Source organism: Carnobacteriaceae bacterium zg-C25 (assembly GCA_017945845.1).
Lineage (GTDB): Bacteria > Bacillota > Bacilli > Lactobacillales > Aerococcaceae > WM01.
Genome location: CP072828.1, coordinates 808,174 through 830,497, shown reverse-complemented (window position 1 = coordinate 830,497; position 22,324 = coordinate 808,174). Strand labels below are relative to the sequence as shown.

General features: G+C 35.7%; 18 protein-coding genes and 1 other annotated feature. Of the genes, 16 read left to right on the top strand and 2 right to left on the bottom strand.

Going from position 1 to position 22,324, the window contains the following annotated elements:
- Positions 1 to 14: 14 nt before the first annotated feature.
- From J7S27_03965 to J7S27_03910, 12 genes are all read left to right on the top strand, one after another.
- Positions 15 to 716 (top strand): tRNA (adenine(22)-N(1))-methyltransferase TrmK, encoded by a 702-nt coding sequence (locus tag J7S27_03965; protein QTU82477.1) that lies wholly within the window; start codon positions 15 to 17, stop codon positions 714 to 716.
- On the top strand, positions 713 to 1,513 hold the full coding sequence (locus tag J7S27_03960; protein ID QTU82476.1) for a Nif3-like dinuclear metal center hexameric protein: 801 nt from the start codon (positions 713 to 715) through the stop codon (positions 1,511 to 1,513). Before J7S27_03965 ends, J7S27_03960 begins: the two co-directional genes overlap by 4 nt.
- A gap of 8 nt (positions 1,514 to 1,521) precedes the next feature.
- On the top strand, positions 1,522 to 2,763 hold the full coding sequence (gene pepT, locus J7S27_03955) for a peptidase T (protein ID QTU82475.1): 1,242 nt from the start codon (positions 1,522 to 1,524) through the stop codon (positions 2,761 to 2,763).
- A gap of 12 nt (positions 2,764 to 2,775) precedes the next feature.
- On the top strand, positions 2,776 to 3,063 hold the full coding sequence (locus J7S27_03950; GenBank protein QTU82474.1) for a DUF4298 domain-containing protein: 288 nt from the start codon (positions 2,776 to 2,778) through the stop codon (positions 3,061 to 3,063).
- Between the two features lie 37 nt (positions 3,064 to 3,100).
- A complete protein-coding gene (locus J7S27_03945; protein ID QTU82473.1) occupies positions 3,101 to 4,027 on the top strand; it encodes a hexose kinase in 927 nt (308 codons plus the stop codon).
- A 298-nt stretch (positions 4,028 to 4,325) separates the two neighbouring features.
- Positions 4,326 to 5,306: a diaminopimelate dehydrogenase gene (locus J7S27_03940; GenBank protein QTU82472.1), complete on the top strand. Its 981-nt coding sequence runs from the start codon at positions 4,326 to 4,328 to the stop codon at positions 5,304 to 5,306.
- 134 nt (positions 5,307 to 5,440) lie between these two features.
- On the top strand, positions 5,441 to 5,938 hold the full coding sequence (locus tag J7S27_03935) for a GNAT family N-acetyltransferase (GenBank protein QTU82471.1): 498 nt from the start codon (positions 5,441 to 5,443) through the stop codon (positions 5,936 to 5,938).
- Positions 5,939 to 6,276: 338 nt separating this feature from the next.
- Positions 6,277 to 7,854: a DEAD/DEAH box helicase gene (locus J7S27_03930; protein QTU82470.1), complete on the top strand. Its 1,578-nt coding sequence runs from the start codon at positions 6,277 to 6,279 to the stop codon at positions 7,852 to 7,854.
- Positions 7,855 to 7,989: 135 nt separating this feature from the next.
- Positions 7,990 to 8,174: a binding site (T-box leader), on the top strand.
- 274 nt (positions 8,175 to 8,448) lie between these two features.
- Positions 8,449 to 9,765, top strand: a complete 1,317-nt coding sequence (locus tag J7S27_03925) for a histidine--tRNA ligase (protein ID QTU82469.1) — start codon at positions 8,449 to 8,451, stop codon at positions 9,763 to 9,765.
- A gap of 11 nt (positions 9,766 to 9,776) precedes the next feature.
- On the top strand, positions 9,777 to 11,555 hold the full coding sequence (aspS, locus tag J7S27_03920; protein QTU82468.1) for an aspartate--tRNA ligase: 1,779 nt from the start codon (positions 9,777 to 9,779) through the stop codon (positions 11,553 to 11,555).
- A gap of 44 nt (positions 11,556 to 11,599) precedes the next feature.
- On the top strand, positions 11,600 to 11,911 hold the full coding sequence (gene trxA, locus J7S27_03915) for a thioredoxin (GenBank protein QTU82467.1): 312 nt from the start codon (positions 11,600 to 11,602) through the stop codon (positions 11,909 to 11,911).
- A gap of 178 nt (positions 11,912 to 12,089) precedes the next feature.
- Positions 12,090 to 12,824 (top strand): nitroreductase family protein, encoded by a 735-nt coding sequence (locus J7S27_03910; protein QTU82466.1) that lies wholly within the window; start codon positions 12,090 to 12,092, stop codon positions 12,822 to 12,824.
- Between the two features lie 135 nt (positions 12,825 to 12,959).
- Here the strand turns inward: J7S27_03910 and J7S27_03905 are convergent, their stop codons facing one another.
- The gene (locus J7S27_03905; GenBank protein QTU82465.1) at positions 12,960 to 13,751 is read right to left on the bottom strand and encodes a formate/nitrite transporter family protein; all 792 of its coding nucleotides are present in this window, start codon (positions 13,749 to 13,751) and stop codon (positions 12,960 to 12,962) included.
- Between the two features lie 68 nt (positions 13,752 to 13,819).
- Entirely contained in the window at positions 13,820 to 15,844 is a 2,025-nt protein-coding gene (locus J7S27_03900) for a urocanate hydratase (GenBank protein ID QTU82464.1), read from the bottom strand.
- Between the two features lie 185 nt (positions 15,845 to 16,029).
- Here J7S27_03900 and J7S27_03895 point away from each other — a divergent pair, with 185 nt between their 5' ends.
- The 4 genes from J7S27_03895 to J7S27_03880 all read left to right on the top strand — a co-directional run bounded on the left by J7S27_03895 (position 16,030) and on the right by J7S27_03880 (position 22,314).
- Positions 16,030 to 17,280, top strand: a complete 1,251-nt coding sequence (locus tag J7S27_03895; protein ID QTU82463.1) for an imidazolonepropionase — start codon at positions 16,030 to 16,032, stop codon at positions 17,278 to 17,280.
- 167 nt (positions 17,281 to 17,447) lie between these two features.
- Positions 17,448 to 20,405, top strand: a complete 2,958-nt coding sequence (locus J7S27_03890) for an AAA family ATPase (GenBank protein QTU82462.1) — start codon at positions 17,448 to 17,450, stop codon at positions 20,403 to 20,405.
- A 373-nt stretch (positions 20,406 to 20,778) separates the two neighbouring features.
- On the top strand, positions 20,779 to 21,678 hold the full coding sequence (gene ftcD, locus J7S27_03885; GenBank protein ID QTU82461.1) for a glutamate formimidoyltransferase: 900 nt from the start codon (positions 20,779 to 20,781) through the stop codon (positions 21,676 to 21,678).
- 9 nt (positions 21,679 to 21,687) lie between these two features.
- Positions 21,688 to 22,314 carry a cyclodeaminase/cyclohydrolase family protein gene (locus J7S27_03880; protein QTU82460.1) on the top strand — a complete coding sequence of 209 codons (627 nt, stop codon included), beginning with the start codon at positions 21,688 to 21,690 and terminating at the stop codon, positions 22,312 to 22,314.
- Positions 22,315 to 22,324 lie beyond the last annotated feature (10 nt).

Sequence of the window (22,324 nt, the reverse complement as noted above, 5' to 3'; positions counted from 1 at the left end):
TGAAAGGATACATCATGAATCACGAACACTTATCAAAACGATTACAGACGGTTGCGCAATTTGTTCCACAAAACGCGCGATTAGCCGATATTGGTTCTGACCATGCCTACTTGCCGTGTCATTTAGCTTTGCAAGGCCGTATTTCATATGCTTTAGCAGGTGAAGTGGTTAAAGGGCCGTTTGAGTTGGCACAAAAACACGTCGCACAATTAAATTTAGGTCATCTCATTACTGCACGAATGGCTGATGGTTTAATGGCAGTGGAAAAAGAAGATGCCATTGATACGGTAACGATTTGTGGTATGGGTGGCGATTTAATTGCTTCCATTTTAGAAAAAGGTAAACAAAACGGAAAGCTAGATGGTGTAACAACGCTCATTACACAGCCGAACGTTGATGAACAGCACGTGCGTCTATGGTTAATGGAAAATCATTATCGTATTACCGATGAAATCATATTAGAAGAAAACGGTAAAATTTATGAAATTATTGTCGCTGTATTCACAACAGAAAAAATGGTGTATACACAAGACGAATTAACGTTTGGTGTGTTTTTACCTGCTCAAAAATCAGACGTATTTGTTCAAAAGTGGACTAGAGAAATTGAAAAGTACGATAAAATTATATTGAGTTTACAAAAGGCCAATAGCGACACACGCGATAAAATAGACGCGTTTAAGGCTGAACAACAACGGATTAAGGAGATTATCAAATGAAAGTAAAAGAAGTTGTTGCGCATTTAGAAACGTTAGCCCCTCGTCATCTTGCAGAAAGTTGGGATAATGTTGGTTTACTTGTTGGAGATGAAAATGCAACTGTAACGGGTGTATTATTTACGTTAGATGTGACAAATGAAGTGTTAGATGAAGCCATCGAAAAAGGTACGAATTTAATTATTTCACATCACCCACCACTATTTCGTGGCATTCAAACCATTATTGCAACACACCCGCAACAAGCGTTGTTTATGAAAGCCATTCAAAACGGTATTCACCTATACGCAGCACATACGAATATCGATGTTGCTGATGGTGGAATGAACGACTGGTTAGCCGATGCGTTAGCGTTACAAGATGTTACGATTTTACACGTAGATGGTACACTAGATAATGGGCAATCGTATGGCATTGGGCGTGTTGGACGCTTACCAGAAGCCATGACATTAAAAGAATTGGTGACATTGCTTCCAGAACGATTTTACACACATGGTGTTCGATATGTGGGACAGGACGATAAACGCATTGAAACAGTTGCGATTTTAGGCGGTGCAGGGCAAAGTTATTACACGGATGCCGTCAAAAAAGGTGCCGATGTTTTTATTACGGGTGATACATCGTATCACGTGGCACAAGAAATGGCAGATGCTCATTTGTCATTAATTGACCCTGGACATTTTATTGAGTTCATTTTTATTGAAAAAATGAGGGCATTTTATTCAGCATTTGCTGAAACTAACGGATTACGATTGCACGCATCAACACACAATAGTGATCCGTATCAATTTAGAAAGTAGGAAAAAACATGGAAAATAATAAATTAGTTGAACGTTTTGTAAAATTTATTCAATTTGATACACAATCAGATTTTGCTTCAAAAACAGTACCCTCAACCGCTTCACAAGTGGAGTTTGCTAAAACAATCATTATGCCAGAATTAGAAGCAATTGGTTTGGAACAAGTTAAATATAATGAAAGCAATGGATTTGTGACGGCGCTTTTACCGGGGAATTCCAAACAAGATTTGGCAACAATTGGATTTATTGCCCATATGGACACGGCAGATTTTAATGGAAAAGACATTAAACCACAGTTCCACCCAAATTACGACGGTAAGAATGTGATGTTAAATGCTGAACAAAATATCGTGTTGTCTGTAGCAGATTTCCCTAATTTAAAAGATTATGTTAATCAGACGTTAATTACAACAGACGGAACAACATTACTTGGTGCGGACGATAAAGCAGGGGTTGCTGAAATTATTACGGCAATGGATTATTTAATCCAACATCCAGAAATCGAACATGGGCCAATTAAAGTGGCTTTCGGACCAGATGAAGAAATTGGTCGTGGTGCAGATTTATTTGATGTTAAAGATTTCGGCGCCAAATTTGCGTATACAATGGATGGTTCGCGTGTTGGTGAATTAGAGTGGGAAAGTTTCAATGCGGCACGTGCCGTTGTGACGATTCAAGGTAAAAATGTACATCCGGGAACGGCAAAAGACGTTATGGTGAACTCAATGACGATTGCAGCCGAATACATGCGTCAATTACCAAGTGAACAAGTACCTGAAAAAACGAGTGGACGCGAAGGGTTTATCCATTTAGTGTACATTAAAGGGGACGTTGATTGTACAGAATTAACTTATATTATTCGTGATCACGATAAAGTATTGTTTGAAGCAAAAAAAGCGTTGATGGAAGAAGTGGCACAACAATTAAATGGGACTTTGGATGAGGCGCGTATTTCAGTGTCATTACACGATGAATATTACAACATGGGTGACGTTTTAAAAGATGATATGACACCTGTTGACATCGCTAAAAAAGCAATGGAAAACTTAGAAATTCCAGTTGTCATGAATGCGATTCGTGGTGGAACAGACGGTTCTAAATTATCATTTATGGGATTACCAACACCAAATATTTTTGCAGGTGGCGAAAACTTCCATGGACGCTACGAATTTGTGACAGTGGAAGCAATGCAAAAAGCGGTTGATGTTATTGTTGAAATTGCACGTTTAGTACCACAATGGGAAAAATAAGTGGTGACAGATATGGACGCTAAACAACGTGTGGAACAAATGGAGTTGTCTATGGATAATGTTTCCGATTACGTTACACAATTAGAAACATTATTGAAACAATTTGATACGATGCATCAAACGTATTTAACATTTCGTCATTATTATGGCTCAAGTGAATGGTATGAGGATAGAGAATTGCCATTAAATATTAAAAGTGGTGTACTATCAGAAGATTTACCGTATGAAGTCATTGGTCAATATCGAGATGTTGCTTTAAATATGCTTGAAACAGCGACAAAGATTTTGAAAGACTATTAATCAAACATCATCATAAAAAGATAAAAGGGGAAATAAAATGATTATTACTGTGACATTAAATCCAGCCATTGATATGGCGTACGAGCTAGATACATTACAACTTGATTCAACTAACCGTATTAAAAAAGTTGAAAAAACAGCAGGGGGAAAAGGGTTAAACGTTTCGCGCGTTTTGCACCAAATTGGTGATGACATGATGGCGTTAGGTTTTGCTGGCGGGCATACGGGAAAAGCTATCGTAGAACAACTGACTGATTTAGGTATTCAAAATGATTTTACAACGATTGATGGTGAGACACGAAATTGCATATCCGTTATGCATGATGGACAGCAAACCGAGTTGTTAGAAAAAGGGCCAACCATTTCGCAATCGGAACAAAATGAGTTTATCAATACGTTTATAAAACATGCTCAACATGCAGATGTGATTGTATTATCGGGTAGTTTAAGCGATGGATTACCAACGAATTTTTATGCGCAATTGCTTGAACGGGTGTCACAACATAAAGTTGTTGTCGATACGTCTAATCAAGCTTTGTTAGAGTGTTTAAAAGGAGCAGTTAAACCGTTTGCGATTAAACCTAATTTAGACGAATTGTCACACTTATTTAATCGTAAAGTAGAAATAACAGAATTACCAACACTTTTAGTGGAAAATGAATGGTTAAAAGAAATACCGTTAGTTTGTGTTTCGCTTGGTGGTGATGGCGCAATGGTCAAATATAATCATAACGTTTATCGTGTGCGCATTCCAAAAATTACGGTTGTGTCACCAACTGGATCAGGCGATAGTGTTGTCGCTGGTTTAGCAAGTGGTCTGCAACGCGGTTACGCCATTGAAGAATGGTTACAACACGCTATGGTACTGGGAATGTTGAATGCACAACAATCTAAAACTGGTTATGTCAATTTAGACAATTACAACGATTTAAAAGAAAAAATTACGGTTGAAAAAATAGGCTAGTCAAAAAGTGAATCGTACGAAAAGACGGTTCACTTTTTTGTGCTATCAGCTATTATGGCGGGTAATTAAATCGTTGATATGACTAGTTATCAAATGTGATGGGATACGAAAAAAGATTTGAGAGTTGCAGAGTAAACGTGAGTACGACTGTTTAACTGGCTAATGTATAAAATTATAGCATCATCTAAATATCCACGTATTTTGTAACCGATTTAACTGACATGTTAAGGAAGATAAGTCTTGCATTTCATTTTTAAGCAGACTAAAATAAGACTATATTTTTGAATGGAGTGAAAAAATGACAATTAAAATTGGAATTATAGGATATGGTAATTTAGGGCGTGGGACAGAATATGCCATTGCGCAACAAAATGATATGGAATTGGTCGCTATTTTTACACGTCGTGGACCAAATAGTGTGACACCTGTTCATTCAAGTGTACCCGTTTATCACGTAGACGATGTAGAAAAATTTGTTGGAAAGATTGATGTAATGATTTTATGTGGCGGATCAGCAACAGATTTGCCAGAACAAACACCACATTTTACAAAATTATTTAACACGATCGACAGTTTTGATACGCACGCTAAAATACCTGAACATTTTGAAGCGGTTGATAAAGTAGCTCAAGCAAATGATAAAGTGAGTATTATTTCAGTTGGTTGGGACCCCGGTTTATTTTCAATTAACCGCGTGTTAGCAGAAGCGATTTTACCACAAGGTGAAACGTATACGTTCTGGGGCAAAGGGGTTTCACAAGGCCATTCAGATGCGATTCGTCGTATTGAAGGTGTTGTTGATGCTAAACAATACACAATACCAGTTGACCAAGCGATTGAAGCGGTTAGAAATGGAGAGCAACCCGTCTTAACGACGCGTCAAAAACATTTACGTGAATGTTTTGTTGTGGTGAGTGACAATGCAGACAAAGCACGCATTGAAAATGAAATTGTGACAATGCCAAATTATTTTGATGAGTACGATACAACTGTACATTTTATTACACAAGATGAATTAAATGCACATCATTCAGCGTTACCACACGGTGGATTTGTGATTCGCAGTGGTAAAACAGGTGAAAACAGTACAGAAATTATGGAATTTAGTTTGAAATTAGATTCTAACCCTGAATTTACAGCGAGTGTTTTAGTCGCTTATGCACGCGCAGCAGTGAAATTAGCGCAAACAAAACAGTTCGGTGCAAAAACCGTATTCGATATTCCGTTAGGTTATTTATTACCACAATCGATGCAAGAATTGCGTAAACATTATTTATAATCAAAAGTCGTCTTAATGACGGCTTTTTTAATGACGATCAAAAAGTTTTGATGAATTGCAAATGGTATACCATTCATATATTATAAGTAGTGTTAAGGTGATAAGGTGTAATGTGCTGAAAGGGAGGTAAATGTATGCCGATTAAAGATGTCATACAACCGAATATTATTCAAATTGATGATGGATTACGATTGAGAAAATTGGATGAGAATATTGATATTGCGCTTGAATGGTATCAAGACGCAGAAACGGTGTGGTATGTAGATGGTGATAAAGCGTTATACTCTAAAGAGTTGCTTGAAAAAATGTATATGTACTGGGATAGTGTTAGCGAAGTTTATTTTATTGAAGTGTATACGAATGGAACGTATCAGCCGATTGGTGATGTATCTTTTTATCAAGAAGACATGCCTATTGTGATAGGCGATAAATCTTATCGTGGAAAAGGTATTGGAAAGAAAGTTATTCAAACGCTTATTGAACGAGGAAAGAGTTTAGGCTATGACAGATTGTATATCGAAGAAATCTACGATTTTAATGTCATTTCTCAAAAACTTTATATGAGTTTAGGCTTTAAAAAGAAATCGTTCGTAAAAAAAGGGTGGAGTTACGAACTTGTTTTATCATCGTAAAAAGAAAAGCATATGAGTGATTTAATAAAATGTAGCATTATCGTTAGAGCACTTTAATCGAACTTGCTTATAAAAGTATTCAAAATATGTTGTATTTTCTCATTTAAATCATTTTCCACTTCACTGATGTGGTTTGATTCAGCGCCTGATAGATTTACTTTTAGGTCAATAAAGTAAAAAGTTATTATAAATCAGTGTTATCACTACTTTTATTGTGAAAACTGTGATATACTGAATTGGTATTATCAGTGAGAGTTTTACACGAAATGCTAGGCTCGGTATGTCCGGGCTATTTTTATGTTTAATTTTTGTACAAAGAAAGAGGAAAAACAAAACGAATGAAATTTTCAGAATTAGGATTGAGTGAGTCATTACTAAAATCAATCAAAACAATGGGCTTTGAAGAAACAACACCCATTCAAGCACAGACAATTCCTTTAGCACTTGAAGGAAAAGATGTGATTGGTCAAGCCCAAACCGGTACCGGAAAAACGGCTGCATTTGGATTACCCATGCTTGAAAAAATCGATACGCAAAATCGCGTGATTCAAGGGTTAGTCATTGCCCCAACACGTGAGTTAGCCATTCAAACACAAGAAGAACTATTTAAATTAAGTCGTGACAAACGCGTACGTGTTAGTGTGGTGTATGGTGGAAGCAATATTTCACGTCAAATCAAACAACTAAAAGACATGCCGAATATTTTAGTAGGAACACCCGGTCGATTGTTAGACCTATTAAAACGTAAAGCGTATACATTGGACAATATCGAAACATTGGTGTTAGACGAAGCAGACGAAATGTTGAACATGGGCTTTTTAGAAGACATTGAAACGATAATTGCGCAAACTCCGACAACACGACAAACATTACTGTTTTCAGCGACAATGCCACCAGCCATCAAAAAAATTGGTATGACATTTATGAAAGAGCCTGAACACGTTAAAATTAAAACGAAAGAAATGACGGCTAATTTGATCGATCAGTTTTTTGTGAAATGTCAAGAAAGCGAAAAATTTGATATGATGACACGTTTATTCGATGTGCAATCACCCGAATTAACGATTATTTTTGGTCGTACAAAACGCCGTGTCGATGAATTATCTGCCGGCTTGGAAGCGCGTGGATATAAAGCTGAAGGGATTCATGGCGATTTAACACAACAAAAACGTTTGAGTGTGCTAAATGCGTTTAAAAAAGGAAAAATTGATATTTTAGTGGCAACCGATGTTGCAGCACGTGGTTTAGATATTTCAGGTGTCACACACGTTTATAACTTTGATGTACCACAAGACCCAGAAAGTTACGTACACCGTATCGGTCGTACGGGACGCGCGGGTAAAGAAGGCATGTCGATTACGTTTGTTACACCACAAGAAATGGATTACTTACGTACCATTGAAGAATTGACGAAAAAGCGTATGACACCATTAAAACCACCAACAAAACAACAAGCGCTTGATTCACAATTGGATAACGCTGTTGAAAAAGTATCGCAAATGGTTGAAACGTTAGATAAAACTTTATTTACGTTTGCCGTTAAAGAATTAGTGGAACAATACGATGCTGAAACGTTAGCGAGTGTGCTATTAAAAACGTTAGCTGGCGATAAAGAAGAAGTAGAAGTGAACATCACACCAGAAAAACCGTTACCACGCCGTAAACAACGTAATCATCGTTACGATGATCGTGGTGGCAATAATCGTCGTTTCCGTGACGGTAAAGGACGTGGCGAACGTTCATCTCGTTCAAGTGATAAAACAGATAACCGCCGCAAACGTGATAACAAACGTTACGATGTTGGTTTTGACGGAAACAAAAAAGAAAATCGCCGTGATAAAAAAGGCGGATACAAAAAATCAAACGATAATTTTTCGAAAGATAAAGGCTTTGTCATTCGTAAAAAAGATAGATAATTGAGCATAATGAACAAAAGGGTTGATTCAGCCCTTTTTCATTTGTAATAAGTATCCATATGGCATTTTATTCATTTTCTAATAGGGCCATATGAAATTGTTTGACAGACTACTTTGTCTAAGCTATACTGAAAGCAATAATCGATGAAAGAACCAAGTAATTGCGATATAGAGAGGTTTTGGGTGGTGAAAAAAACCAATGCAATGAAGACAGTCTGGAGATGAATCACTAAAAAGATTCCGGTTGCACCGTTATCGCAATTTTGAGGTATGGTTTTTCATACGAATAAAGGTGGTACCACGTTCATAACGTCCTTATGCACACTAAGTTTGTGCATAGGGATTTTTTTGTATAGAATGTGTCAAACATTTTATGGTACGTGTTAGGAGGGGGATAATGATTGAACAGCATATCATTAAGGGGATTAACCGAGATGATGGTATTCGTATTATAAAAATAGAGCACGTGAGTGTATCAATTTAATTGTATAAACAACATATAAAGGCATCTAGAATATATATTTTCAGCAAGGTGCCATTGTGTAGAGCGTTAGCGTATCACAATATAAAATAAACAGAAAAAGGAAGGATAAAATGATGATTCAAAAACCAAAAGGAACAGCAGATTTACTACCACAAAATAATCCGGTATGGCACTATTTAGAAGAAACGGCACGTATTTTAATGGCAGATTACCAATTTAGTGAAATTCGTACACCAATTTTTGAAAATTACGAAGTTTTTTCACGTAGTTCGGGTGAAACAAGCGATATTGTGTCAAAAGAAATGTATACATTTACCGACAAAGGTAATCGTTTAATGGCACTCCGTCCAGAAGGAACAGCAGGTGTTGTACGTGCGTATGTCGAAAACAAATTATTCGGTAATGAACATGCTAAACCATTAAAAGTATTTTACATGGCGCCAATGTTCCGTTATGAACGACCACAAGGCGGACGTATGCGCCAATTCCACCAACTTGGTGTAGAAGTATTCGGTAGCCTTAATCCAGCAGTAGACGTTGAAACAATCGCATTAGCGTGGGATTTGTTCCAAGAATTAGGCTTATCAAATATTAAATTGGTCATTAATAGTCTTGGTAAAACGGCTGATAGACAAGCGTACCGTCAACGTTTATTAGATTATTTAACGCCGTTTAAAGAGCAATTGAGTGCCGATTCAAAAGTTCGTTTAGAAAAAAATCCATTACGTATTTTAGATAGTAAAGATGAAAAAGATAAAGCGATTGTTGCCAATGCACCAAGCATTTTAGATTGTTTGTCACAAGAGTCACAAAATCATTTTGAAATGGTACAAAAGATGTTGAATACATTAAATATTCCGTTTGAAATTGATAGCAACATGGTGCGCGGTTTAGATTACTACCAAGATACCATTTTTGAAATTATGGTAGACTCACCAGTATTTGGTACACAGACAACAATTTGTGGTGGTGGTCGATACGACGGGTTAGTTGAATTACTTGGCGGACCACAAACATCAAGTTTTGGATTTGGTATTGGTATGGAACGTTTAGTGCTATTAATGGAACACCAACAAGTCGACATTCCAAGCTTACGTGAATTAGATGTTTATGTCGTAGCTTCTGGAGAAGGTACCAATATTGAGTGCTTGAAATTAACACAAACGATTCGTCAAGCGGGCTATTCATGCGATCGTGATTATTTAGACCGCTCATTTAAAGCACAGTTTAAATCAGCTGATAAACTAGGTGCTAAAGTGGTGATTACACTTGGAGAAAATGAATTAAAAGACGGTGTTGTCAAAGTGAAATCGTTTAAAACGGGTAAAGAAGGCGATGTATCACTTGAAACGATTTATGACAACTTTGAGAGTGTATTTCGTGAGTATACAGCCGACATGACGGCATTCAATGAATTTTTTGCATAGGAGGAAAACGAATGAGAACAGATTATTGTGGATTGATTACCGAAAGGTACGTCAATCAAACGGTTATGTTAAATGGATGGGTATCAAAACGTCGTGACTTTGGATCATTAATTTTTGTGACATTGAGAGACCGTGAAGGGATTGTTCAAGTCGTGTTCGATGAACAAAAAAATAAAGCGTTATTCGATACAGCGCAAAAGTTACGTAGCGAGTATGTGGTAGAAATTACGGGTCAAGTTGTATTACGCGACGCTTCACAAATCAATGATAAAATGAAAACAGGTCGCGTGGAAGTCATTGCAGAGACATTGACCATTTTAGCAACGGCTAAAACACCAGCGATTCCCGTAGAAGATGGCGAGCAAGTGGCGAATGACGAATTGCGCATGCAATACCGTTATTTAGATTTACGTCGTCAAAGCATGATGAATAATTTGCGTTTACGTCATCAAGTGACACGTTCATTGCGTCAGTCGTTAGATGAACAAGGGTTTATCGATGTAGAAACGCCGTATTTAACAAAATCAACACCAGAAGGAGCGCGTGACTATTTAGTGCCATCACGTGTGAACGAAGGTCGATTTTTTGCCCTACCACAATCACCACAATTGTTTAAACAGTTGTTAATGGGAGCGGGGTTAGATAAATATTATCAAATTGCAAGATGTTTCCGTGACGAAGACTTACGTGGTGATCGACAACCTGAATTTACACAGGTGGATATTGAAACAAGTTTCTTGAGTGCCGTAGACATTCAAACGTTAGTGGAAAATGCGTTACAAAAAGTAATGAAAGACACATTGAATATTGATGTTGTTACACCGTTTCCACGTTTATCCTACCAAGAAGCAATGAACCGTTATGGAAATGATAAACCAGATACACGTTTTGAAATGGAATTAGTCGATGTAGCTGATGTTGTAAAAGATTTAGAGTTCGCCGTATTCAAAAATACTTTGGCTGCTAATGGACAAGTTAAAGCCATTGTTTTAAAAGGTGAAGCGGCTAACTATTCACGTAAAGATGTCGACAAATTAACAGAATTTGTTGCTAAATTTGGTGCTAAAGGTTTGGCATGGACGAAAGTAGAAGAAACAGGTTATAACGGTGGTATCGCTAAATTTATTTCTGAAATTGCTGAACCATTGAACGCTCGTTTACAAGCAACTGCAGGCGATATTGTGTTCTTCGTAGCCGATAAACCAAGTGTAGTTGCTCAAAGTTTGAGTGAGCTTCGCTTAAAATTGGCACGTCAACACAACCTCATTGATAACGAAAAATTCAACTTCCTATGGGTTGTGGATTGGCCGTTATTTGAAGAAGATGAAGAAACAGGGCGACTAATGGCGATGCATCATCCGTTTACTCGTCCGGTGAATTTGGATCTTGATCAATTAGTAAGTGCACCAAAAGAGGCGATGGCTCAGGCATATGACATTGTATTGAATGGGTATGAAATTGGTGGTGGTTCATTGCGTATTTATACACGTGAAATGCAAGAAAAAATGTTTGATGTGCTTGGATTTACGCAAGAAGAAGCACAAAGTCAATTTGGGTTCTTATTAGACGCTTTAGAATCAGGATTCCCTCCACATGGTGGGTTAGCGCTTGGATTAGACAGATTAGTTATGTTATTAGCTAAAGAAAATAATATTCGTGAAGTCATTGCGTTTCCGAAAAATTCAAAAGCATTTGACCCAATGACACAAGCACCAAGTGTCGTGGACAACGCACAATTAGAAGAATTAAATATTCAATTACTTGTTAAGCAAAATAATACAAATGCTTAAAACGCTGTGATAAACTTAACGTATCAAGCGAAAGGAGAAGGGGTATGGTTTTACAATTAACCGATTCACAATTTAAAGAAGCAACAGCACAAGGTGTTGTTTTAGTCGATTTCTGGGCACCATGGTGTGGACCATGTCGCATGCAATCGCCAATTATTGACGAATTACATGAAGAAATGGGAGACAAAGTGACTTTTGCTAAAGTCAATGTTGATGAATCAACAGAAACAGCACGCGAGTTTCGTGTCATGAGTATTCCAACAATGATTGTTTTTAAAGACGGTCAACCTGTTGAAACATTAGTTGGTTTACGTCAAAAAGAACAATTAGAAGACGTATTAGCAAAATACATGTAATTGTTCGAAGCGGTCGCCATTATTGTGGGGCCGTTTTTTGTTGGATTTTAGGGGGATACCTAATAAAATTAGGGTTGACGGTTTATTTTATCAATTCTAAAAATGGATAAAATACATTTGATAAAATAACTGATTTTGCATCGCATAAAGGGGAATGTTTTAAAGGAGAAAATATAAAATGAACGCTACCATTAACTTACTGAAAAATCATGTCACCGTTAGACAATTTGATACAAATACGACATTAACCCAACAAGAAATTGATGCCATTATTGCATCTAGTAAGCAAGCGGCATCTTGGATGAACGGGCAAGCGTACAGTATCATTGTGTTTAAAGACGAAGATAAACAACAGTTGGTTGATTTATTATCTAAAACGGAACGCAACCAAACTAACGCTAAAATTATTGAATCGGCATCACTATTTTTATTGTATTGTTTAGATTTTAATCATTACTTTATGGATAATGCTGATGTATTTAGTGATATTGAACCTGTGATGATTGCCACTACCGATGCGTCATTGGCGCTTCAAAATGCAGTAGTTGCTGCAGAAAGTTTAGGGCTACATACGTGTATCATTGGTGGTATTCGCAATGATATGGACAAGTTAATTGCTGCCCTTAATTTGCCACAACATGTTTTTCCTTTTGTTGGTGTAGCGATTGGAAAAGCGTTACAAGTATCTCCACCTAAACCACGTTTAAGTCATGATGTGAATGTTCATTACGGCTTTAATTACAATACACCACACCGACAAGATGTAGATATGTATACTGAACAGTTAAGTGAGTACAGCAAACAGCAAAATTATACGTCAGACGATTGGGTAGAGCGTTTTCAAAAGTTCTATGAAAACAAACGCTATCCAAGTCAAACAGAAAGCTTGTTAAAACAACAAGATTTATTATAAATAATGTGTTGATAACATTTAAAAGAAAGCTATCAATTTATGATGGCTATGTCGCTAACTTTAAAAATAATACAACTAAAATAAAAAGCAGGACACTTGCAACGATTGCAAGTGTCCTGCTTTGATGTGTTGAATTTAATCGACATATTTTTCGCTATCTTTATTTAAAAATGTATAGCCAACACCGATTATGCTACCACCGATACAGTTACCAGTGAAGGCGAGTAGCCATTGAATAGCAATGGCGCCAATTTGAAATGCAGCAATTTGTTGTGCAATTGAATGGAATGCAACAAGACCAAATGAAGCGAAGTTGGCGATAACGTGTTCTTGACCAAGATAGACAAAAATAAATACGGCGGATAGTGCGATAATGATTTTTGCTGTTTCATCTTTAACAAGTAGGTAAGATACAATCGCAACGTTAACGAATATGTTGGCTAAAATTCCTTCAATAACAATTAAATGTGTCGGTTTTGTAATTTTTGATATCACTGTTTGTGCAAGGTAACCGTGAGCATCAATCGCTTGAAATGTGCTCGATGCACTAAATAAACTAGCGATTAGAAATGCACCAATTAAATTAAATAGGGTACAAAAGAGTAATATTTTTATAGCTTTACTAAAGTTTATTTTTTTATGAAATACACCAGCAGATAAATACATCATATTTGATGTTGCCAATTCACCGTTTAAAAATAAAATATAAACTAATCCAAAAGCAAAAATAAACGCAAAGAAAAATTTACTTAAATCAGGGTGAACATGTCCGATTTTATCGGCTGCAATTGCTCCACCAGCAGTGCTCATTGTTAAAAATGCACCTGCAAATAGACAGCGTATAGCGTATTTTAATGGATGTGTGTCAAAAAGATATTGTTTCTTTTGACAAGCTTTTTCAATTTTTTCTAAAAATTGTGAATTCATCGTGCCTCCTAAAGAAAACGGTGATTAAACCGATTAAGTCTAATCACCGTTTGACTATGTACAATTCATTAGTTAAATAATGATGTTACTGCAGATTTTACTAAATCTTCATCTGCTAAGTAAGGAATAGTGATATGATCTGTACCTTCATTATTTTTGTTATATTCAATAGATGTTTCGATCGCGTGTTCGTTACGTGCCCAGTTACGACGAGCAACACCACCCATTGTATCCCAAGAGATAGCAGATTTGATGATTTCATCACATAATTCGCTACCGTCTAATACTAAACCGAAACCACCGTTAATTGATTTACCGATACCAACACCACCACCGTTGTGTAGGGCGATTAAACTCATACCACGTGCAGCATTTCCGGCATAACATTGTGTTGCCATATCTGCTGTAACGTTACTACCATCTTTGATGTTTGATGTTTCACGGAATGGTGAGTCTGTACCAGATACGTCATGGTGGTCACGACCTAACATAACTGGACCAATTTTTCCTTCACGAATTAATTGGTTGAATTTCAACGCAATATTAACACGACCCATAGCATCTTGATATAAGATACGAGCTTGTGTACCAACAACTAATTGGTTTTTCTCAGCGTCACGAATCCAGTTGTAGTTGTCACGGTCTTGGTAACGTCTGTTTGGATCGATAGCTTCCATAGCCGCTTTATCTGTTGCGATTAAGTCTTCGTGTTTACCACTTAAACATACCCAACGGAATGGTCCATAACCGTAGTCGAATAACATAGGTCCCATGATGTCTTCAACATATGATGGCCAAATGAATCCGTCTTTGTCGTCAACACCATTTTTTGAAATTTCTTTAATGCCTGAATCGTAAACAGATTTCATAAACGCATTACCGTAGTCGAAGAAGTAAGTACCTTTATTTGTTAATGATTTGATAACGTTGTAGTGACGTGCTAATGATTCATTAACTAGTTTTTCAAATGTTGCACTATCTTCAGCTAGTAAGCGTGTACGTTCTTCGAACGTAATACCCACTGGACAGTAACCACCAGTATAAACGTTGTGACATGATGTTTGGTCAGATAATAAGTCAACATGAATATTGTTTTTGTCGATATATTCTAATAAGTCAACAATGTTACCGTGGTAAGCAATAGAAGTAGATGTTTTAGCTTCTAAATGTTTTTGCGCCAATGCCATTGTTTCTTCTGGAGTTTCGCAAACATTGCTAATCCAACCTTGTGAGTGACGTGTTTCAATACGAGATTCGTCAACTTCAGCAACGATAGCAACAGCTTTAGCGATTTCACCAGCTTTACCTTGAGCACCACTCATACCACCTAAACCTGATGAAATGAATAGTTTACCAGTTAAGTCACCGTCATCTGGAATATTTAATTTTAAGCGACCAGCATTTAATAATGTGTTAAATGTTCCGTGAACAATACCTTGTGGTCCGATATACATCCAACCACCAGCTGTCATTTGACCGTAGTTTGTAACACCCATTTGTTCAGCGATTTCCCAGTCTTTCATGTTATCGTATTCACCAACTAAAAGACCGTTTGTGATGATAACACGTGGTGCATCTTTTTTAGATTTGAATAAACCTAATGGATGTCCAGATTCAACAACTAATGTTTGTTCATCTGTCATTTCTTCTAAGTAGCGTTTAATTAAATGATATTGCATCCAGTTTGAACATACTTGACCAGTTTCACCGTAAGTAACTAATTCATATGGATATAAAGCTACATCGAAGTCTAAGTTGTTATCAATCATAACTTGCATTGCTTTAGCAGCAGTACATTTTCCTTTATATTCATCGATTGGTTTACCATGAATTCTTTCTTTTGGATACCAACGGTAACCGTAAATACGTCCACGTGTTTTTAATTCTTCTAAAAACTCTGGAATAATTTCTTCGTGGTATTTCGATGGAATATAACGTAGAGCATTTTTCAATGCCACTTCAGTTTGTGCAGGTGTTAGTCGGAACCCTCTGTCAGGTGCACGACGAATACCTGGTTCAAAAACCGTTTTTTCTGGCAAGACATCGTCAAGTTTAATTGTCATTGCCGCTTGAATATCTTTGTAGTCAATCATAATGATCCCTCCATTAATTTAAATGTTCTTTTGACACTGCTAATTTACCGCATCATCATATTTTTTTTGTCTATTTGAATAAAAAAATCAAAAAAAATCAAAAAAAAATCAAAAAAATTAAATTTGACTTATTTTTGACGTTTTGTTTTTACAATAGCTTCAATAAAATACACGAGGTGAATAATATGAAAGCAGATAAAATTTTTATGAATATCGGCCAACTGTTTTGTCCGAATGATTTGTCACGCGCTTTAAAAGGAAGCGAAATGAATGAAGCCGTGATATTAAAAGATGCCTTTTTAGCGGTGAAAGATGGTTTAATTTTAGCTAAAGGCGAAGGCGATTATAGTGAGTATGTGTCAGAATCAACAGAATTGATTGATTGTGAACAAAAATTAGTGACACCGGGTTTAATTGATTCACATACGCATTTAGTTTATGGTGGTAGTCGCGAACATGAATTTTCACAAAAATTAAATGGTGTTAGTTATTTAGATATTTTAAAAGCGGGTGGCGGTATTTTAAGTTCAGTACGTGCCACAAGAGAATCTAGTTTTGAAACATTATATGACAAATCAGAACGTTTATTAGATTACATGCTTTCTCACGGTGTAACAGCAGTTGAAGCGAAAAGTGGATATGGTTTAAATTGGGAAACTGAGAAAAAACAATTAGAAGTGGTTAAAGCGTTAAACGAAAATCATCCTATTGAATTAGTGTCTACTTTTATGGCGGCACACGCTGTCCCTCAAGAGTATAAAGAAAATCCAAAAGTCTTTTTAGATCAAATTATTAATGACATGTTGCCATTAGTAAAACAAGATAATTTGGCAGAATTTTGTGATATTTTCTGTGAACAAAACGTCTTTACAGCTGAAGAGTCTGAATATTTATTAAGTCATGCTAAAGACATGGGATTCAAGTTACGTATTCATGCTGATGAAATTAAAACAATCGGTGGGGTAGATGTTGCTGCAAAATTACAGACAACAAGTGCAGAACATTTAATGAAAATTACAGATGACGGTATTGCACAATTGGCTAAATCAGGTGTTATTGGTAACTTATTACCAGCAACAACATTTAGTTTAATGGAAGATACTTACGCACCAGCACGTAAAATGTTGAATCATGATATGGCGATTACGTTATCAACAGACAGTAACCCGGGAAGTTGTCCAACAGCCAATATTCAATTTATTATGCAATTAGGTTGCTTCCAAATGAAATTAACACCAATTGAAGTGTTTAATGCGGTAACCATTAACGCTGCTTACGCGATTGACCGTGCAGATAAAATTGGTAGTTTTGATGTTGGTAAACAAGCGGATGTTGTTGTGTTTGATGCACCAAATATTGATTATCCAATTTATTTCTTTGCAACAAACTTAGTACAAACTGTTTACAAAAACGGGGAAAAAGTGTTTCAAAAATAAATAAAAGTAAGCCTATTTTAAAAATTTATTGTCAAAAAATAATGAGCTGCAGTATTCAATGTTGAGTATTGTAGCTTATTTTATAATGATAAAAATTATAAATGCTATTTTTTGTAACGGTTTCCATGTATAATGAAAATACATCATAACACGTTAGGAGTGAATCTATGTCAAGTTTACCACGATTGGTTTGTTATCTATTCGGTCATCCAGTAATAAAATTAAATGACGAAGTGGTAACATTTTCATTTTCGAAGGTTAACGCCTTGCTGTACTATTTGTTAGTGAATAGAGTATCTACACGTGATGAAGTGGCAGGTTTGTTGTGGCCGGATAAGTCAGAAATGAGTGCCAAGAAAAATTTACGTAACACGATTTATCAAGCCAATAAAGTATTAGGTGATGATTTCATTTTTTCAACCAATCATAAAACAATAGAAATTAATCCGAATTATCCTGTTTTTTGTGACGTTGATGCGTTTCAAAGTGATGACAAAGATGCGTTGTCTTATTATCAAGATGTGTTTTTAAAAGGTTTTTTTGTTAAAGATTCAGAAGATTACGATCTTTGGATTGTCAAAATGCGTACGCACTTTGAACAAATGTTTATTAAGCGTAGTTACGATAAAATAGTAGACGATATTCAAAATCATCGGTATGACGGAGTGGAATTAGACATTCATCGCCTAATTGCCATTGATGAGTTTGACGAAAGACATTATCAATTGTTGATGAATTTTTATTTTGATACAAATCGTCACTCAAAAGTTATTGAAACGTACTATCAATTAGTGGATTTATTAGATCGTGAATTGAACGTTTTACCGAACAGGGATACGCGACTCATCTATGAAAAAACGTTGCAAGTTCAAAATAAATTGAATCAAACAACCAAGCCACTTAACCGTCACGTGTTCTATGGCCGTTATGACGAGTTGCAACAGCTAGAAGAAAATAGTATGCGGTTGTTTAATAATACACATCAACACATTGTTTTAGAAGGTGTGTCGGGTGTTGGAAAGTCAGCTTTAGTGAATACCGTTTTACAACGGTTGACGCAACCATGCTATCAAAAAGTAGTGATTTGTCATCGCAGTGAACAGCAAAGTCCATTGAGGGTTATTAAACGATTGATGGACGAATTACAAGAAATCTGTGTTTCATTAAATATGACGACAACATCAGGTTGGAATAGTTTGATTAAACCGTTGTTCCCTAAAAATACTTTAGAGCGTCAAGCGATTGATGATATTGAATTGATGCTTTACGATGTGTTGCATCGCATTCAATTGGAACAGCCATTGATTTTAATTTTAGATGATATCCATTTTTTAGATTATGAAAGCGCAATGGTATTGAATCGTTTAATGTTAAATTTAAAACATCAAAAAGTGTTGTTTATTTTAACCGTACAGCCAACAAAAAATACGACTGTTGAAAATGTTTTAAACAATTTGTTTATGAATGAACAACTCATTAGTATTCCAATGAGTACCTTTACAAAAGAAGAGGTGAGCGAATACGTTAAAAAACGTGTCGATGAAAGTTATTTAAGTGAAGGTGTTATTGATACCGTTTATCAAGAAAGTGAAGGGTTACCATTTTTTGTCAACGAGTACATTACACTATTGAAGAAAAATATATCCATTGATCGTGTAACGTTGAAAATGCAAGAATTTATTAAAGAGCAATTTAACTATTTTAATGACTTGCAATTAGATGTATTAACGGTTCTATCGTATTTCAATCATTTTGGGACAATCGAAATGATTAAAGAAGTTTTAGACTACGAGCTAGAGTTGGTAGAAGAAACGATTGACTTGGCATTGCATTCTGGTGTGCTTGTTGAACAAGATAAAGGACATTCGTTGGCGTTTACGCATAAAAAATTTAAAGAGTATTTTTATAGTAAACAAACGTATACGAAAAAACGAATGATTCATAAAAAAATCGCAGTGATTTTAGAAAAACAAATTCATGCTGTGTACAGTGCGGATTTATTATCCGAAGTCGTTAGACATTATCAAGAGGCGAACTTGCCAATGGAATCGATGCGTTATTGGTTGAAAAAAATTGATTTATCACTTGCAACGCAACACGATGTATTTCCTATTTATAAAATGTATCAACGCCATTTTGAAGGGTTGAATGCAGAAGAATTAAAAACGGAATTAGCATTGATTGATGCCGAGATGGATAAATTAAAAAAACAATATGCGCAAAATATGGATTATCAACAATTATCGATTCAGCGTTTATTGTTAAAAGGAAAATATTATATTCGATTTGCTCAATATGAATTGGGATTAGAATTAATTGAGCAAGTGATTATACAAGCAAAAGCGCATCAGCAAATTCCAGAGTTATTTGAAGCTTACCGTCAAATGATTTATTACTACTTACAGGTGGATAATCCAGAACAGTTAATTATTTTCGTTAGAAAAGCAATGCAACTAGCTGTAGATGCGAATAACTATGAACAAATGGGAATGTTGCTTCGTATTGAAGGTGTCTACTACATGATGACGGGAGAATTTGAAAAAGCGGAAAAACAATTGCATGAGTCTATTCATATTTATAGTATTACAAGTGCGTTGTTTGAAAAGTATAAGTCTAATATTGCTGCGGCTTATGATTATTTAGCTGAAACAGCACGTATTCAAAATGACTTACATCGTGCAGTTACATTACATACGAGTTCGCTAGATTTAATGGAGTCTGAGCAATTTAAAGCAAGTACCATTGTATTTTTATTAAATCGTGGTATCACTTACTTACAGCAAGGACGTTATGACAAAGCACTTAATGATTTAATGCAGGCAAAAACACAAAATAAAACGGTACATTCTTTATGGAAAGCCATCCAGTTAGATGGCTATTACGCACTATGCCAATACCATTTAGGACAAGTAGAGGATTTAAAAAACTTTATTACGCGTTATAATGAAAATGATGCATATTCTAATCCGAGAGATAAAGGATTAGTTCTCTATTTAAAAGCAATTGCACAACAAAATGGCATAATGGATACAAATGTGTCAAATAGTGAAACAAACTATTTGGAACAAGCGAAAAAATATTTAAGTGTTTATCGAGACGCGCATTTGTGTGCGACAATCTTATAAATTTTATTGATTTATAAAAATTAAAAAATCGTGAGAAAATAAAAAAATTTTTTTACGATTTTTTTGTTGGAAAAATACTATAAAACGTCAAAAAGCAATTTATTTTAATCAAAAAGGGTATTTGTCCTTCAAAAAAAGTTTGTAAATAAAATCACAAGCGACCGATAGAAATAAGGTTTAATAAGGGCTATCGTCAAAAAAAAGTCAAAAAAATAAATGTTTATAAAGCGCCTGAAAAAGCCAGAAATTAGGAGTGAAAAAACATTGAAATTAATGGCTATATTTGTGAAAAAACCTTAATTTTAAAGGGTTGACAGCGCTTTATTTAGTTGATAAAGTTAGGCTAACAATAATGATTGAAAGGAGAATGTATATGGCAAAAATCGTTGAATGCATTCCAAATTTTAGTGAAGGGAGAAACCAAGAGGTTATTGATGGCTTAGTCCAAGTAGCAAAAAGTGTACCAGGTGTTACGTTATTAGACTATTCATCTGATGCAAGTCATAACCGTAGTGTATTTACGTTGGTTGGGGATGAAAACAACATCCAAGAAGCGGCATTCCAATTAGTTAAATACGCTAGCGAAAATATTGATATGACAAAACATTCTGGAGAACATCCACGTATGGGGGCGACTGATGTTTTACCGTTTGTACCAATTAAAGACATCACTGCAAAAGAATGTGTTGAAATTTCTAAAGTAGTTGCAAAACGTATTAATGATGAATTATCTATTCCTGTATTTTTATATGAAGATTCAGCTACTTCTCCAGACCGTGTAAACCTTGCAAAAATCCGCAAAGGTCAATTTGAAGGTATGCCAGAAAAATTATTACAAGAAGAATGGGCGCCAGATTTTGGTGAACGTCGCATTCACCCAACAGCAGGGGTTATGGCAGTTGGTGCACGTATGCCTTTAGTAGCTTTCAACGTGAACTTAGACACTAGCAATATTGAAATTGCAAATAAAATTGCTAAAATCGTTCGTGGTTCAAGTGGTGGTTTCAAATATTGTAAAGGTATCGGTGTTATGTTAGAAGATCGTAACATTGCTCAAGTTTCTATGAATATGGTTAACTATGAAGGAACACCGCTATATCGTGCATTAGAAACAATTCGCTTCGAAGCACAACGTTATGGTGTGAATGTTATCGGTACTGAATTGATTGGTTTAGCACCTGCAAAAGCGTTAATCGACTGCGCAGAGTACTACTTACAAATCGAAGACTTCGATTACAGCAAACAAGTTTTAGAAAATCACTTATTAAATTAGGAGGCGCGTATGTCATTAGTTGAATTAACAATTACACAGTTTATGAAAACGTTAGGATCAGACGCACCTGCTCCAGGTGGTGGATCTGCTAGTGCTTTATCAGGTGTAACTGGTGTTTCACTATTAAAAATGGTATGTGAATTGACTGTTGGTAGAAAAAAATATGCAGAGTATGAAGAAGAAATACAAGCAGTCAAAGAAAAAGCAGCAGTATTACAAGATAAATTATTATTAGCAATTGATGAAGATACAGAATCATTTAATGAAGTTTCTGCAGTATTCTCAATGCCAAAAGAAACAGACGAAGATAAAAAAGCACGTGCGCAAGCAATGCAAGCAGCGTTAAAAAGTGCTACAAAAACACCTTATAAAGTTATGGAATTATTACTTGATGTATTGACACTAACAAATAGTGCAGTTGGAAAATCAAATACAAACGCAAGTAGTGACTTAGGTGTTGCAGCTTTACAAGCAAAAGCAGCTTTACAAGGTGCTTGGTTAAATGTTTTAACTAACTTAAGTGGTATTAAAGATGAAACTTTTGTAAATGAATATAAAACAAAAGGATTAGATTTATACAATAAAGGTTGTCTTTTAGCCGACGATATTTTTGAAACAATTCAAAAAACGTTTTAGGGAGGATAAG